The sequence below is a fragment of the Nonomuraea sp. MTCD27 genome (assembly GCF_041950495.1).
Lineage (GTDB): Bacteria > Actinomycetota > Actinomycetes > Streptosporangiales > Streptosporangiaceae > Nonomuraea.
This window is the reverse complement of sequence record NZ_JBGNUW010000003.1, coordinates 45,857-60,138: the sequence shown is the minus strand read 5'-3', so window position 1 is coordinate 60,138 and position 14,282 is coordinate 45,857. Positions and strand designations below refer to the sequence as shown.

Annotated in this window: 15 protein-coding genes; 2 read left to right on the top strand and 13 right to left on the bottom strand. The window is 72.8% G+C overall.

Annotated features, from left to right (window positions below; translation table 11 throughout):
• Nucleotide 1 precedes the first annotated feature (1 nt).
• The 3 genes from ACBJ59_RS08405 to ACBJ59_RS08395 form a co-directional block, all read right to left on the bottom strand.
• Nucleotides 2-1,585: a PhnE/PtxC family ABC transporter permease gene (locus ACBJ59_RS08405; protein WP_375109582.1), complete on the bottom strand. Its 1,584-nt coding sequence runs from the start codon at nucleotides 1,583-1,585 to the stop codon at nucleotides 2-4.
• Nucleotides 1,586-1,773: 188 nt separating this feature from the next.
• Nucleotides 1,774-2,532: a phosphonate ABC transporter ATP-binding protein gene (gene phnC, locus ACBJ59_RS08400; RefSeq protein WP_375109581.1), complete on the bottom strand. Its 759-nt coding sequence runs from the start codon at nucleotides 2,530-2,532 to the stop codon at nucleotides 1,774-1,776.
• Nucleotides 2,529-3,449 carry a phosphate/phosphite/phosphonate ABC transporter substrate-binding protein gene (locus ACBJ59_RS08395; protein WP_375109580.1) on the bottom strand — a complete coding sequence of 307 codons (921 nt, stop codon included), beginning with the start codon at nucleotides 3,447-3,449 and terminating at the stop codon, nucleotides 2,529-2,531. The genes phnC and ACBJ59_RS08395 overlap by 4 nt, the downstream gene beginning before the upstream one ends.
• A gap of 222 nt (nucleotides 3,450-3,671) precedes the next feature.
• On the opposite strand from ACBJ59_RS08395, the gene ACBJ59_RS08390 reads away from it, so the two are divergent.
• Both ACBJ59_RS08390 and ACBJ59_RS08385 read left to right on the top strand, forming a co-directional pair.
• Nucleotides 3,672-4,199: a hypothetical protein gene (locus tag ACBJ59_RS08390; protein ID WP_375109579.1), complete on the top strand. Its 528-nt coding sequence runs from the start codon at nucleotides 3,672-3,674 to the stop codon at nucleotides 4,197-4,199.
• Between the two features lie 90 nt (nucleotides 4,200-4,289).
• Nucleotides 4,290-6,473, top strand: coding sequence for a helicase-associated domain-containing protein (locus ACBJ59_RS08385; protein WP_375109578.1), 2,184 nt, complete (start codon nucleotides 4,290-4,292; stop codon nucleotides 6,471-6,473).
• A 27-nt stretch (nucleotides 6,474-6,500) separates the two neighbouring features.
• Here the strand turns inward: ACBJ59_RS08385 and ACBJ59_RS08380 are convergent, their stop codons facing one another.
• From ACBJ59_RS08380 to ACBJ59_RS08335, 10 genes are all read right to left on the bottom strand, one after another.
• Entirely contained in the window at nucleotides 6,501-6,860 is a 360-nt protein-coding gene (locus ACBJ59_RS08380) for a type II toxin-antitoxin system PemK/MazF family toxin (protein WP_375109577.1), read from the bottom strand.
• A gap of 15 nt (nucleotides 6,861-6,875) precedes the next feature.
• The gene (locus tag ACBJ59_RS08375) at nucleotides 6,876-7,520 is read right to left on the bottom strand and encodes a type II toxin-antitoxin system antitoxin SocA domain-containing protein (RefSeq protein ID WP_375109576.1); all 645 of its coding nucleotides are present in this window, start codon (nucleotides 7,518-7,520) and stop codon (nucleotides 6,876-6,878) included.
• Nucleotides 7,521-7,665: 145 nt separating this feature from the next.
• Entirely contained in the window at nucleotides 7,666-9,153 is a 1,488-nt protein-coding gene (locus ACBJ59_RS08370; RefSeq protein ID WP_375109575.1) for a cation acetate symporter, read from the bottom strand.
• Nucleotides 9,150-9,608 carry a hypothetical protein gene (locus ACBJ59_RS08365; protein ID WP_375109574.1) on the bottom strand — a complete coding sequence of 153 codons (459 nt, stop codon included), beginning with the start codon at nucleotides 9,606-9,608 and terminating at the stop codon, nucleotides 9,150-9,152. The genes ACBJ59_RS08370 and ACBJ59_RS08365 overlap by 4 nt, the downstream gene beginning before the upstream one ends.
• Nucleotides 9,605-10,354, bottom strand: coding sequence for a LytR/AlgR family response regulator transcription factor (locus tag ACBJ59_RS08360; RefSeq protein WP_375109573.1), 750 nt, complete (start codon nucleotides 10,352-10,354; stop codon nucleotides 9,605-9,607). Before ACBJ59_RS08360 ends, ACBJ59_RS08365 begins: the two co-directional genes overlap by 4 nt.
• Before the next feature lie 33 nt (nucleotides 10,355-10,387).
• Nucleotides 10,388-11,569, bottom strand: coding sequence for a sensor histidine kinase (locus tag ACBJ59_RS08355; protein ID WP_375109572.1), 1,182 nt, complete (start codon nucleotides 11,567-11,569; stop codon nucleotides 10,388-10,390).
• 94 nt (nucleotides 11,570-11,663) lie between these two features.
• A complete protein-coding gene (locus ACBJ59_RS08350) occupies nucleotides 11,664-12,068 on the bottom strand; it encodes an HIT family protein (RefSeq protein WP_364117658.1) in 405 nt (134 codons plus the stop codon).
• Nucleotides 12,058-12,777, bottom strand: coding sequence for a DUF1838 family protein (locus tag ACBJ59_RS08345; protein ID WP_375109571.1), 720 nt, complete (start codon nucleotides 12,775-12,777; stop codon nucleotides 12,058-12,060). The genes ACBJ59_RS08350 and ACBJ59_RS08345 overlap by 11 nt, the downstream gene beginning before the upstream one ends.
• Nucleotides 12,778-12,787: 10 nt before the next feature.
• The gene (locus ACBJ59_RS08340) at nucleotides 12,788-13,222 is read right to left on the bottom strand and encodes a protease inhibitor I42 family protein (RefSeq protein ID WP_375110209.1); all 435 of its coding nucleotides are present in this window, start codon (nucleotides 13,220-13,222) and stop codon (nucleotides 12,788-12,790) included.
• Nucleotides 13,222-14,271 (bottom strand): YihY/virulence factor BrkB family protein, encoded by a 1,050-nt coding sequence (locus ACBJ59_RS08335; protein WP_375109570.1) that lies wholly within the window; start codon nucleotides 14,269-14,271, stop codon nucleotides 13,222-13,224. The genes ACBJ59_RS08340 and ACBJ59_RS08335 overlap by 1 nt, the downstream gene beginning before the upstream one ends.
• Between the last annotated feature and the right edge of the window lie 11 nt (nucleotides 14,272-14,282).

Below are 14,282 nucleotides of genomic sequence, written 5' to 3'. Positions count from 1 at the left end.
ATCAACGCAGGACGGATCTGAGCCGGGCCGAGACCGCCTCCACGGCCAGGACCAGCACGAACACCGGCAGCACGATCGCGGTGACGACATCGTGATCGAGCGCCCTGATGTGCTGGCTCAGCGCGTAGCCGAGCTCACCCGCGCCCACGATGCCGAGGATGAAGAAGGCCCGCAGGTTGACGTCGAGCGCGTAGAGAGTGGTGGCGGCCAGGCGGGGCGTGAGCTGGCCGAGCACGGCCACGGTGAGCTCCTGCACGGGGCCGGCCCCGGCGGACAGCACGGCCTCGCGCGGCCCCCGGCGCAGCTCCTCGGCGTCGTCGGCGACGAGCTTGGCGACCAGGGCGGCGGTGAAGACGGCCAGCGCCAGGGTCCCGGCGACCGGCCCGTCCATGAGCCCGAACGCCGCCACGAACACCAGCACCAGCAGCAGGTCCGGGATGGAGCGCAGACCGACGAGGAGGACGCGGGCGGTCAGGCGTACCCCGTCGTTGGGGGCGACGGCGCGCGCGGCTGCCAGGCCGAGCGGGACGCCGGCGAGCGTGCCGAGGAAGGTGGCGCCGAGCGCGATGGCGGCCGTCTCCAGCAGCCCCTCGCCGAGCAGCCCGGAGACGGGCGCGAAGTCGGGCGGGAAGAACTCGCCGAGCGCCCGCACGGAGCCGCCGGCCGCGTCGGCCAGCGCCGCCGGACCCGCCCCGACCTGCCAGAACGCCACCGCCGCGAGCACCAGCCCGCCCCATCCGGTCAGGTGCGCGGCCAGCCGGCCGCGCGTCCACGGCACCCGGGTCCCGCGTACGGGGGGAATCGCCCCGGTACGTCCCGCGCCCAGCAGCTGCCCGCGCAGCGCCACCGACACCGCCTCGACCAGCAGCACCACGGCCACGGTCACCAGCGCGATCCCGGTGGCCTCGCGGTAGTCGGTGAACCCGAACGCGGTCTTCAGGTCCAGCCCGATGCCGCCCGCGCCGACGGCGCCCAGCAGCACGGAGCCGCGGAAGTTGATGTCCAGCCGGTACAGGATGGCCGCCACCCAGGAGGGCGCCACCTGCGGCAGCACGCCCGTCATGAGCCGCTGCACACGACCGGCGCCGGTGCCGGCCACGGCCTCGCGCACGCCCGCGTCCGCCTGCTCGACCGCCTCGGCGAACAGCTTGCCCAGCATGCCCACGGAGTGCAGGCCGAGCGCCAGCACGCCGGGCAGCGGGCCGATGCCGACCGCGGCCACGAAGAAGACCGCGAACACCACGTCGGGGATGGCCCGGCAGGCGACGATCACGGCGAGCGCGACCGGCCGGACGGCCTTCGCGAAGGCGGACGATCCCCCGGCACCGCCCCGGGCGGCGGCCAGTACGCCCAGCACGGCGGCCAGCACCGTGGCCAGCGCGGTGCCGGCGACGGCCATCCAGAGCGTGTCCAGCACGTGCGCGAACGTCGTGGCGGGATCGGCGAGCGTCGGCGGCCAGGCCCGGGCCAGCAGCGCGGCCACCTCGCCGAACCCGCCGACCAGGCCGGCGACACCGACGCCGAGGTGGTCGAGCGCGACGACGCCCAGCACCACGGACACGATCGGGAACGCCCACGCCGCCACGCGCCGCGCGCTACGCGGCGGCCGAGCCGCCCGGGCCCCGCTCGCCGCTCCCCCGCCACCGTGCCCAGGGCGCCGCGAGCCGCCCCCGAGACCGCCCCCGGAGCCACCCTCGGGGCCGCCCGAGTTCGCGGACCCGCCTACGCCGCGAACCCCGGCCGGGGCCGGGCGGTCGGGAGCCGTGCGGGCGGTCATGGCACCGTCACGGGGTCGGACACGTACAGGCCGCGCAGGCGGACCGCGTCCAGCAGGTCGGTGGGCTCGTCCAGCCGGACCTCCCCCAGCCGCAGCCCCACCACCCGCCGCGTCCACTGCAGCGCCAGCTCGATCTGGTGCAGCGTGCACACCATGGTGAGCCCGTCCTCGCGGCACACGCGTACCAGCAGGTCCATGACGGACGCGGCCGTCTCCGGGTCCAGCGAGGCCACGGGCTCGTCGGCGAGCATCAGCTCGGGCCGCTGCAGCAGCGCCCGCGCGATGGCCACGCGCTGCTGCTGCCCGCCCGACAGGCTCCCGGCCCGCTGGTAGGCCCGGTCCGCCAGGCCCACCCGGTCCAGGTGCTCCAGCGCCTCCGCGCGTACGGACCTGGGCCAGGTGACGACGCCGTACCGGGGCCCGCGGACGCGGCCGAGGGCGCCGTTGAGCACGTTCTCCATGACGGTGAGCCGCCCGACCAGGTTGAACTGCTGGAAGACCACGCCCACCCGGCGCCGCAGGGCCCGCAGCGCGGCCCCCTTGGCGGTGACCACGTCGACCCCCAGCACCTCGACCTGCCCCGAATCCGGCCTGGTCAGCCCGTTGAGGTGGCGCAGCAGCGTGGACTTGCCCGACCCCGAGGGGCCCAGCAGGGCGACGATCTCGCCCCGGTCCACGGTCAGGTCGATCCCCGCGCACGCGGTCACCTCGCCGAACGCCTTGACCAGCCCGTCGGTCCGTACGACCGCCGTCATGCCGTGGAGCACTTCTCGTTGTGGGTGGCGGCGCACACCTCGCGTACCGGGTCGAAGGTCGCGTCCGTGACCGCCTGGAAGCCCCACACGGACGAGTCGGCCGTCACCCGGCAGGAGGCTTCGTCCTTGCAGATGCCGAGCTGCACGAGCCTGTCCTTGTTGGCGTCCTTGGTAAAGGTCTGGGTGAGCTTGTCCTTCACGTCGGCGGGCAGCCCGTCGCGCATGGCCACCGGCGACATCGGGATCGGCTCGGACTTCCACACCACCTTCACCTGACCGGCCTTCAGCTTGCCCTTCTCGATGAGGATGTGGTCGACCATGGCGTTCTCGGCGAAGCCGGCCTCGCACTTGCCGTCGGCGACCGAGAGCACGGAGTTGTCGTGCCCGCCCGCCATGACGGGCCGCACGCCCGTCTTGGGGTCGATGCCCGCGCCCAGCAGCCCCTGGCTCGGGAAGAGATATCCGGAGGTGGAGCCCGGGTCGACGAAGCACACCTTGGCGCCCTTGAACCCGTTGATGTCGGCGATCCGGCTGTTCGCGGGCACGATGCCGTAGCTCTGGTAGGTGGGCTTGCCGCCCTTCTCGACCATGGACGCGATCGGGGTGATCTTGGCGCCGTTGCTCCTGGCCAGCACGTACGACAGCGGCCCGAACTCGGCCAGGTCCAGCTTGCCGGACACCATGCCCTCGATGACCGCGTTGTAGTCGGTCGAGCGGACGAACTCCACCTTCTTACCGGTGTTCTTCTCGACGAGCGCGATGATGTCCTTGTACTCGGCCGTGGGGTCGATGTTCTGCTCGACCGGCACGACGGCGAAGCGGAGCACCTCGCCGTCACCGGTGCTGCCGCTGGCGGAGGAGCAGCCCGCCGCCGCGAGCGCGCCGATCATGGCCAGGGCGGTCAGGATACGTTTCACAGTCAGGTCTCCGAGCTTGTCGCAGGTGGCAGATCTGGCTGGCCACGGTCGTCGCCGACAGTGATGAGCAGGTCAGACGCGCCTGACGGTGCACGAACCGGGGGGTTAACACCGGCTGAACCCACTCGCCCGTCACCCGGCGTCCCGTGCGGGTCCACCCTCCGGCCACCTCCCGGCCCCGGACAGCGCCTCATGATGCGTACCCCTAAGAGAGGACAAATCATGCTTTCCAGGGATGAACTTCACGACCTCTTCGAGGGCCTCGCCGGCCTCCCGTACGGTGGCGAGGCCGTCGACCAGCGCACCCACGCCCTCCAGGCGGCCGCCCACGCGATGGCCGCCGGCGCCGACGACGAGCTGGTCCTCGCCGCCGCCTTCCACGACGTCGGCCGCGCCCGCCAGGTGGCCGCGCGGCACCGGGGCCTGCCGCACGAGCAGGCCGGCGCCGCCTTCGCCCGCGACCACCTCACGGAACGCTCGGCCTGGGCGATCGAGCAGCACGTGGCCGCCAAGCGCTACCTGGTGGCCGTGGACCCGGCCTACCACGACACGCTGAGCCCGGTCTCGGTGCGCTCGCTGCGCGTCCAGGGCGGGCCGATGTCAGCGGAGGAGGCCGCCGCCTTCGAGGCCCACGAGTGGTCGGCCGACGCGGTCGCCCTCCGGCGGTGGGACGACGCCGCCAAGGATCCGGAGGGGGCGGTGCTGGCGATGGCGGAGCTGGTGGCGGCGTACGAGCGGGTGATGGCCTAGGACGACGCGTACGCATCGGCACCAAGGCGTCACGCTCCGGTAAGAGCCTTCCGTACCCGGAAGTGGCGGACATCGCACTAAAGTCGATCCGTGCCTCTTCCCGCCGCCGACCTCACCCATCTCCTTCGCAACAGGCCCGAGCTGGCCGGAGCGCCCTCACTCGACATGCTCGAACGCCTGCTGGCCCGTCCCGAGCTGGCGATCCCCGTCCTGCTCGACCTCGACTCCGACTGCCACACCGTCAGCCAGGCCATCCAGGCGGCCGGCGGCGAGGTCACCCGCGACGGGCTGGCCGGCATGGTGCGCGACCCCCGTGGCCGGCTCGGTGAGGTGCTGGACCTGCTGGCCGGGCACGGCCTGGTCGAGCTCGACGGCGCGACCGTGCGCTCCCGGCACCGCCCCGGCCTGTGGGCGCATCCGTTCGGGCTGGGCAGGCCGTTGCGGGCGTTCGAGAAGAAGGTCACCGCCGAGACGCTGAAGACGATGGTCAAGGCGTTCGGCGGGCAGCCCGCGGGCCGCAAGGCCGATCTGGTCACGCAGGCCGAGGAGCTGCTGCGGGACAGCGCCGCCGTGCGGGCCCGGGCGGCCCGGCTGCCGCGCCAGGCCGCCACGCTGCTGGAGTCCATGGCGTCCGGGGCGCCGGTGCTGGAGGCCGAGCAGATCTACTACGGCTCCATATCCCGCGCGCATCCCGTGCAACGCCTGGTCGACGCCGGGTTCGTGATCCGCGACGGCTGGCAGTACGAGCTGCCCAGCGAGATCGCGCTCGCCCTGCGCGGCGACGGCTGGAAGCCGGAGCTGACCGGGCAGCCCGACGTCCCGGGCGAGCGGCGCGCCGAGGCCGACGGCGTGAGCGCCGCGCTGGTCGCGGTGGACCGCGTCGAGGCCCTGGCGGAGCTGGCGGGGACGGAGCCGATCGCCGAGCTGAAGGCGGGCGGCGTGGGCGTCCGCGAGGTCAGACGGCTGGCCAAGGCGCTCGGCCTGCCGGAGCAGCAGGCCGTGCTGTTCCTGGACGTCGCCTTCGGCGCCGACCTGGTCGCCTCGGAGCTGGGCGAGCGGCTGGTCAGCACCACGCTCGTGGACGACTGGACGGCGCGCTCCACCGGTGACAGGTGGCGGGTGCTGGCGAAGGCCTGGCTGGAGCTGCCGCAGGCGGCCACGCACCGGGTCGTGGGGTGCTGCGAGGAGCATCTTGATCCGTTGCCGCCGCCGTACGAGTTCCAGTGCGAGGCGGGGCGGATCCGGCGGGCGGTCCTGGAGACGCTGCGCACCCTGCCCCCGGGCGCGGGCACGGACGCCGCCGGGCTGAAGGCGGCGGTGGTCTGGCGCACGCGGGCGGTCGCGGAGGCCGCCCGCGCGGCCGACGAGTTCGTCGCGGCGGCCCTGCGCGAGGGCGAGTGGCTCGGGATCCTCGCCGATGGGGCGCTCACGGCACTCGGCCGGGCCGTCCTTGACTCCGGCGACGTGACCGAGCGCTTCCCCGCGCCCGCCACGACCGTGACCCTCCAGAACGACCTGACCGCCATCGTGCCCGGTCTCCCGTCCCCCGACCTGGCGGCGTTCCTGAACGCCTGCGCCGACCTGGAGTCGCGCGACCGGGCGAGCGTGTGGCGCTTCTCCGAGCGGACCGTGCGCAGGGCGCTGGACGCGGGCACGAGCGCCGACACGCTGCTCGACGGCCTGACCCGCTTCTCTGCCAAGAAGCTCCCCCAGCCGCTGCGCTACCTCGTCACCGACACGGCCCGCAAGCACGGCGCCATCCGGGTCAGCTCCGCCCCCTCCGTCGTGATCGCCACGGACCCCGCGGTCATCACCGAGCTGTGCGGCGCGAAGGCGCTGCGCAAGGCGGGCTTACGCCAGATCGCGCCGACGGTCGCGCTCGGCACGCTGCCTCCCGACGAGACGCTGCGCCTGCTGCGCCAGGCGGGCCACGCCCCCGTCGGCCTGGCGGCGGACGGGACGATCAAGGCGGAACGCAAGCAGCGGCGGCGCCTGCCGGTGGAGGGCCACGACGATCCGGAGTTCGACGCCGAGGCCGCGGCCAGAGCGCTGCTCAGCGGCGCCGCGGCGGGCCGGCCCGCACCCGGCTCGGCCGAGGAGACCCTGCTGGAGGCCACCGTTACCGGCGAGCCGATCGTGGTGGTGTGGCAGCGGCGCGAGCACTACATGGACGGCCTGGAGATCGGCCCCGGCACGGTCACCGGCTACTGCCACGACTGCGACGACGTCCACACCCTGGAGCGGGCCAAGGTCAAAAAGGCCTATCTGCCCTAGGACGTTCCGGCCCCGCCGCCCTCCCCCTCAGCCCAGCAGGCCGAGGTATTGGGCGAGACGCCCCTGCACCTGGGTGAGGAGGTCCTCGTCGAGAGTGCCCGTCCGGTCCTCCAGCGCCGTCTTCAGGAGTGGTTGAACCGCAGGGACCCGGATCCAGCACTTCTTCACGACGCCACCTTGCCCTCTGGCCAAGTGAACGTCGAATCGGGTGCGTCGCGACGTGGACCCGGAGATCGGGCAGGCGAGGACGAAGGGCCAACTGGTATCGCTGTTGGTGCCCCCGCCCGTGACCACGACCACCGGACGGCGCTCGTCGTGGACCACGCGCTCTTCTTCCGGAATGAGGCGCACTTCCTTGTCACCGACGAGATAGACGCCGCCGGACACATAAGGACCCGGCATCTATTCCCCCAATAGCTGCCGGGTCGCGTCGGCCCGGTGCTCGGCGAGTTGCCGGCTCTCCTCGACCAGATCGTCGACTCCGCCGGGCTCGTCATCGGGCAAGGGATTGCGTGCGGCCCAGACACGCAAGCGCGCCAGGCCGGAACCGAGATCGGGCAGCGGGGGCCCGCCGGCCAGATCGAGCCGTGCCTCATGCCGGTCCTGCTTCATCGCCTCTTGCATGGGAGGCGTCTGGTAGGTGAACTCGCGTAGCTGGCCCGCTGACCATCGGCCGTATTCGGCCAGAACGACGTCGATGATCTCGGCGAACTCCGGGTCGATGACCACCTGCGGCGCGTCGATCAAGTGGACTGCGCATTCGCGATGTCCGGCGAAGGGATCGGCGCTCTCCTCGACCTGGACGACGCCGGCCTCCGACAGGTCCCTTTCGACCTCCGCCAGACGAAGACTGTGCGGGCCGTCGTGACGCCATCGCCATTCGACGCCGGAGCCGGGAGAAAGCCCGTTCGCAACGGCATCCAGATCGGCGAGATAGAGGAGCTTGGCAAGCTTGGTGCGGTTGATGCGCATGCCGCTGGCTCGAGCGGTCGCCAGCAGATAGGCGACGGCGGCCGCAGGGCCGCGAAGAGACGCAGAGACCGGCACGATGTCCAGTGTAGGGACCGCATGCGCCACGACCAGCACCTCCCTCGTTCGATTTATCGAATGCGCGTTCTATGATAACCCCACGGTCGCCATAACGGTACCCTCCGTGACGCTCGACGTCAGCGCGACCGCCGGATCTCCGGGGTCAGGACGAGCGGGGGCGCCAGTCGCCGCGGTCGAGGTCGAGATCCTCCGGGGTGTGCAGCCGGACCATGGTCCTGGCCGTCCCCGGGGGGACCCGGTGCGGGGTCAGGAACGACACGGCCACCATCACCACGAACGCGATCGGCACCGTCCACGCCGCCGGCTGCGCGAGCAGGGCTCCGGTCAGGCCCGCCTGCGGGCCCCCGACGATCGTCGCCAGGACGGCGGCGCAGGCCAGGCCGCCCCCGACGAACAGCCCCGCCAGCGCCCCCGTCGTCGACAGGCGCCGCCACCAGATGCCCAGGACGAGCAGCGGGCAGAACGACGAGGCCGCCACCGCGAAGGCCAGCCCCACCACGTCCGCCACCGGCAGCGCCCGCGCCCACAGCGCCAGGGCCAGCGGCACCGCCACCGCCATCAGCGTGGCGATCCTGAACGAGCTCACCCCGCCCTTGAGCAGGTCCTGCGCGATCACCCCGGCCACGGACACGGTCAGCCCGGAGGAGGTGGACAGGAACGCCGCGAACGCGCCCGCGGTGACCAGCGCGGTCAGCACGTCGCCCAGCGTGCCGCCGATCATGCGGGAGGGCAGCGTCAGCACGACCGTGTCCGTGCGTACGAGGTCGAGGGCGTACATGCGGCCGAGCCAGCCGTACACGGCGGGCAGCAGGTAGAACGCCCCGAGCAGCGACAGCACCACCAGCGTCGTACGGCGCGCGGCCCGCCCGTCCGGGTTGGTGTAGAACCGCACCAGGACGTGCGGCAGCCCCATGGTGCCCAGGAACGTGGCCAGGATCAGCGAGTACGTCGAGTACAGCCCGTACTCCTTGGCCCCGGCCAGCGGCACCTGCCAGACGGCCGCGTCCGCCGCGCTCACGCCGGGCGCGCCGTCGGCCTTCCAGGCCATCAGCAGGAACACCAGCGGCACCGCCAGCGCGGTCAGCTTGAGCCAGTACTGGAACGCCTGCACGAACGTGATCGACCGCATGCCGCCCGACAGCACGTTCACCGCCACGACGACCGCGACCAGCAGCCCGCCCACCCACACGGGCGCGCCGGTGATCGTGCGCAGCACCAGCCCCGCGCTCTGGAACTGCGGCATGAGGTAGAGCCAGCCGATCAGCACGACGAGCACGCTCGCGGTGCGGCGCACGGTCATCGACTCGAGCCTGGCCTCGGCGAAGTCGGGCAGCGTGTACGCCCCCGACCGCCGCAGCGGCGCCGACACCAGCACGAGCAGCACCAGGTATCCCCCGGTCCAGCCGACCGGCAGCCAGAGCATGTCCACGCCGAAGGACAGGATGAGCCCGGCGATCCCGAGGAACGAGGCCGCCGACAGGTACTCGCCGCCGATCGCCGAGGCGTTCCACAGCGGGCTGACCGTGCGGGAGGCGACGTAGAAGTCGGAGGTGGTCCGCGAGACCCTGATCCCGAACGCCCCGATGAGCACGGCCGCCACCACGACGACCAGCACGGCGGCCAGGCTCATCGGCGCTCGACCAGCTCGGCGAAGTGGCGCTCGTTGCGCTCGGCCTGCCGGACGTAGAGCCAGGCGCCGATGACGAAGGCCGGGTAGATGAGCCCGGCCAGCACCGCCCACGGGAGCGGCACGCCCAGCAGGTGCACCTCGCGCAGCTCCGGGATGAGCAGGAACAGCAGCGGCAGCCCGCAGACCACGCAGGCCAGCACCGTGCAGACGAACAGTGCCAGCCGGAACTGGGTGCGCAGCAGCGAGTGCATGTAGACCTCGCCGAGCCGGGTCTGCTCGTCGATCTCGCGGGTGGCGGGGTAGCGGGGGCGCCGGGCGGCGGCCGTGCGCGGGCTGGTGACGGCGACGCGGCGGGGCCCGTCGGAGGACCGGCGGGCCGGGGGCGGCGGCGTCCGGCGGGGCGGATCGGTACGCGGCGGGGGCGTCCGGCGCGGCGGGCGCGGCTCGGAGCTCATTCGGGCCTGCCCTTCCTGGCCCGCCGCACCAGCAGGTCGCGCAGCTCGCGGGTGTGCCGGCGGCTGACCGGGAGCTCGGTGGCGCCGACGCGTACGGTGCACTTGCCGGAGTCGATGTGCAGCTCCTCGATGTGCTTGACGGCCACCAGGTGGCTGCGGTGCACGCGGAGGAACCCGGCCGAGGCCCACCGCTCCTCCAGGGTGGCCAGCGGGATCCGGACGAGGTGGCTGCCCGCGGCCGTGTGCAGCCGCGCGTAGTCGCCGTGCGCCTCCACGTAGATGACGTCGGCGCTGGACACGAACCGGGTCACGCCGCCCAGCTCGACCGGGATCGTGTCGCTCTCCCCGCCCTCCACCGGCACGTCGGCCGAGACCGCCACCCGCCTGATCGCCTCCGCCAGCCGCTCGGGCCGGACGGGTTTGAGCAGGTAGTCCTCCGCCTTGATCTCGAACGCGTCCACCGCGTGCTCCTCGTACGCGGTCACGAACACCACCCTGGGCGGGTTCGCGAACTGCGACAGGAGGCGTCCGAGCACCACGCCGTCGAGCCCGCGCATCCTGATGTCCAGGAACACGGCGTCGATCGGCCGGCCGTCGGCGATGGCCCGGTCGAGCAGGCGCAGCGCCGCGGCGCCGTCCCTGGCGGTGGCCACCTCACCGATGCGGGGGTCGGCGCGCAGCAGGTACGACAGGTCTTCGAGGGCGGGTAGCTCGTCGTCGACCGCGAGGACCCGGAGTTGTGCCATAGACAGTGATAAAACCGACAACAAAGATCGAGGTCAACGGGCGGAGACGCCTGGGTGATATTTCGGCAATCTGACGTTGACCTTGGTGCCCGCTCCGCTGGCCGTCTCGACCACGAGACCGTACTCGTCGCCGTACACCTGGCGCAGCCGCTCGTCCACGTTCGCCAGCCCGACGCCGCCCGCAGGAGTGATCTCACCTGCGAGGATGCGGCGCAGCCGGTCGGGGTCCATGCCGAGCCCGTCGTCCTCGACGCTGATGCGGCACTCGGCACCGGCGTCCTCGGCGATGATCGTGATGCGGCCGACGCCGTCCTTGCTCTCCAGGCCGTGGCGTACGGCGTTCTCGACCAGCGGCTGCAGGCACAGGAACGGCACGGCGACCGGCAGCACCTCCGGCGCGATGCGCAGCGTCACCTGCAACTGGTCGCCGAACCTGGCCCGCTCCAGGATCAGGTAGCGGTCGATCGAGCGCAGCTCCTCGGCCAGCGTGGTGAACTCGCCGTGCCTGCGGAAGGAGTAGCGGGTGAAGTCGGCGAACTCCAGCAGCAGCTCCCTGGCCCGCTCCGGGTCGGTGCGGACGAACGAGGCGATCGTGGTGAGCGAGTTGTAGATGAAGTGCGGGGAGATCTGCGCGCGCAGGGCGCGCACCTCGGCCTCCATGAGCAGCGTGCGCGAGCGGTCCAGCTCGGCCAGCTCCAGCTGCGAGTCCACCCACCCGGCCACCTCCTGCGCGGCCCTGACCAGGCCGGCGGAGGCGTTCTGCCCGTAGGCGGCCAGCGTCCCGACCACGCGGTCGTCGGTGGTCAGCGGCACGACCACGGCGTGCCTGATCGGGCACTCCAGCAGGTCGCACGCGATGGTCAGGACCTGCGTGCGGCCGTCCTTCAGGGTGGCCGCCGCGTGCTCGAACGCCTGGTCGGCGTGGTGGTCGTCGCCGTCGCCGTCGTAGACCAGCAGCCGCTCCCCGTCGGTGATGGCCAGGGCGTCGGAGTTGAGCAGGGCGCGCAGGTGCCGCGAGGCGCGCTCGGCGCCGTCGGCCGTCAGCCCGGCCCGCAGCGGCGGCCCGGCCAGGGAGGCGGTGTGCAGGGTCTCGAACGTGGCCCGCTCGGCCGGGCTCGTGCCCAGCTCCCGCCGGCCCCGCATGACCCGCCACAGCACGATCGAGGGCACGCCGACGAGCACCGCGACGACGGCGACGCCGACCAGGTATTCCACGCGGCCAGAGCCTAGCCGCTCCCACGCCCCGCCACGCCACCCCTCTCCCGCCGCACTCCGGTGCCGTCCTTCGGGGAGGGAGGCCGGGGGCGGGTCAGAGGGCCTTGGCGATGAGGCCGGCGTACGACTCGGCCTCCTCGGCGGAGTCGTACGTGGTGCGCGGCCAGAAGAAGCCGCGCAGCCCGTCCTTCTTGTTGCGCGGCACCACGTGCACGTGCAGGTGGGCCACGCTCTGACTGACGCGGTTGTTCATGGCCACGAACGTGCCGCCGGCCTCGAGCCCCGCCTCCACCGCGCGCGCCATGGCCTGCACGCGCTCGAAGAACGGCCCGACGTCGCCGAGGTCGGAGAGCGTCTCGACGTGGGCGCGCGGCACCACCAGCACGTGGCCCTTGAAGACCGGCCGGGTGTCGAGGAAGGAGACCGCCACCTCGTCGGAGCTCACCACGTGGGCGGGCCGCTCGCCGGCGATGATCTCGCAGAACAGGTCAGTGCTCACCGCCCGACCCTACCTGCCCCGCGAACGCCGTCCAGCTGGTCATGTTGGGCGCCGACCACTCGGCGGGCGCGTGCAGGAAGTGCTCGCCCACCCGCTCCCGCAGCCGCTCGGGCACCTCGGCCACCTTGGCGCCCCGGCAGTGGTAGACCAGCCCGCCCCCGCGCTGCGCCATCGCCATCCACGGCAGCCACGGCGAGACCCGGCACCAGGAGAACGCGCACGGCACGTCGGGCACGCCCGACTCCAGGTCGCGCGCCGAGACGAAGAACTGGAACAGCTCAAGCGCCCGGTAGGTGTCGCTCGCCGAGTTGTCGGGATAGTCGGCGACCTTGAGCGGCGACGGGTAGGCCAGCCGGACGTCCACGTTGTAGACGACCTGGCCGCCGAGCCGCGTCTCCGGCACCGGGTAGGCCCCCAGCCGCTGGTTGACCGGATCGTTGAAGACGTGGCGGACCTCGACCGTGCGCCCGGTGAACGGGTTGTCCCAGGAGTCGAGCACCTGCCTGCCGCGGGGGTCGAGGTAGAGGGCAGCCTCGCGGGTCAGCAACTGCCAGCCGCCGTCGCTCTCGACCGCCCTGGCCACGTTGAGCCCCTCGAACCCGAACAGGTGGTGCGGCCCGTCGTCGTCCTGCCAGCCGTAGACGTCGCCGGTCCAGTAGGAGATCGTCTCCGCGCCGTCGGCCGCGGCGCGCACCCGGATGAAGTCCATGATCTGCACCCTAACGGGCCGGCCCGGCGACGGTGACGGTGAAGATCGCTTCGCCGGACTGCTGCCTGCTCTCCTCGGTGGACGGCGTCTTGTCCTGGCCGCAGCGCCAGCAGTTGCGCAGCCTGATCTCGGTCGTGCCCGGCCGCTTGCCGTTGAAGACGAAGTAGGCGGTGCCGCCGGACCCGGGGGCGTCGCCGTCGCGCTCGCTCTCCTCGCTGATGAACGAGGCCACCTTCGCGTCCGGCACCTCCACCAGGTCCCAGTTGTCGCCCACCGACGGGTTGTCGGGGACGGCCAGCGAGAACCGCTGCCCCGGGCGCACCTCCACCGGCACGGTCGCGCCCTTGGCGCCCTTGACCACCTTGCCGTAGTCGCTCACCGCCGACCCACCGCCGCACCCGGCCACCAGCAGGGCGAGCAGGGCCGCGGCGGCCGTTCGACGCATCACTCCGGCAGGTTATCGGCCTTCGGCGGGTCCCGTGGCACCGCGTACGGCTCCCGCCCGGCCGGCTGCCCCGCGGCCGCGATCCTGCGCTCCCTGATCAGCTCGGCGTCCAGTTCGGCGCCGAACAGCAGCGCCATGTTCGACAGCCACAACCAGATCAGGAACACCACGACGGCCGCCAGCGTGCCGTAGGTCTTGTCGTAGGAGGCGAAGCGGGAGGCGTACAGGGCGAAACCGCCGGAGACGATCACCCAGAGCGCCACCGCGAGCAGGCTCCCGGGGGTGATCCAGCGCATGCCGGGCTGGCGTACGTTGGGCGCCGCCCAGTACAGGACCATGATCAGTCCGGCGGCGACGAGGGCGAGGGCCGGCCACTTGAGCACGTTCCAGGCCGTCACCGCCGTGTCGGTCATGCCCAGCGCGCCGCCCACGGCACCGGCCAGATCGCCGGTCAGCGTCACGGCGATCGCGCCGGCTGCGAGGAGCACGGTGGTCAGCAGCGTCAGGCCGATCCTGAGCGGAGTCACCTTCCAGAACGGGCGGCCCTCCTCGATGTCGTAGATCGCGTTGCCGGCCCTGATGAAGGCGGCGATGTAGCCGGAGGCCGACCACAGGGCGACCAGCAGCCCGGCCGCCGCCACGAGACCCGCCGTGGCGTCGCTGCCCTCGACCGCCCGCACGCCCTGCGTGATGACGGTGCGCACGTCGGCGGGCGCCACCTCCATGAGCTCGCCGACCACCGCGGCCGCGTCGTTCCTGCCCAGCAGGCGGAACAGCGACACCAGCACGATCAGCGCCGGGAAGACGGACAGCACGGCGTAGTAGGTCAGCGCCGCGGCCAGGTCCTGCACGCGGTCGTCGCGGAACTCGGCGACCGTCCGCCGCACCACCCGCCACCACGCCCGCCGCGGCAACTCCCCCGGCCCCCCAGGCACGTCACGGTCGGGCACGTCACGGTCGGGCACGTCCCGGTCGGGCACGGCGCGACCGGCCCGCCCGGGACGGGGGTCGTCCTGGGCGGGCCGGTCGGGGACGTCTCGGGGGGACACGTCCTGTCGCG

Excerpts from the sequence above, each read along its gene's own strand:
- ACBJ59_RS08345 (WP_375109571.1), bottom strand. The coding sequence starts at position 12,777 with ATGGACTTCATCCGGGTGCGCGCCGCGGCCGACGGCGCGGAGACGATC.
- ACBJ59_RS08365 (WP_375109574.1), bottom strand. The coding sequence starts at position 9,608 with ATGAGCTCCGAGCCGCGCCCGCCGCGCCGGACGCCCCCGCCGCGTACC.
- phnC (WP_375109581.1), bottom strand. The coding sequence starts at position 2,532 with ATGACGGCGGTCGTACGGACCGACGGGCTGGTCAAGGCGTTCGGCGAG.
- ACBJ59_RS08360 (WP_375109573.1), bottom strand. The coding sequence starts at position 10,354 with ATGGCACAACTCCGGGTCCTCGCGGTCGACGACGAGCTACCCGCCCTC.
- ACBJ59_RS08340 (WP_375110209.1), bottom strand. The coding sequence starts at position 13,222 with ATGCGTCGAACGGCCGCCGCGGCCCTGCTCGCCCTGCTGGTGGCCGGG.
- ACBJ59_RS08390 (WP_375109579.1), top strand. The coding sequence starts at position 3,672 with ATGCTTTCCAGGGATGAACTTCACGACCTCTTCGAGGGCCTCGCCGGC.
- ACBJ59_RS08370 (WP_375109575.1), bottom strand. The coding sequence starts at position 9,153 with ATGAGCCTGGCCGCCGTGCTGGTCGTCGTGGTGGCGGCCGTGCTCATC.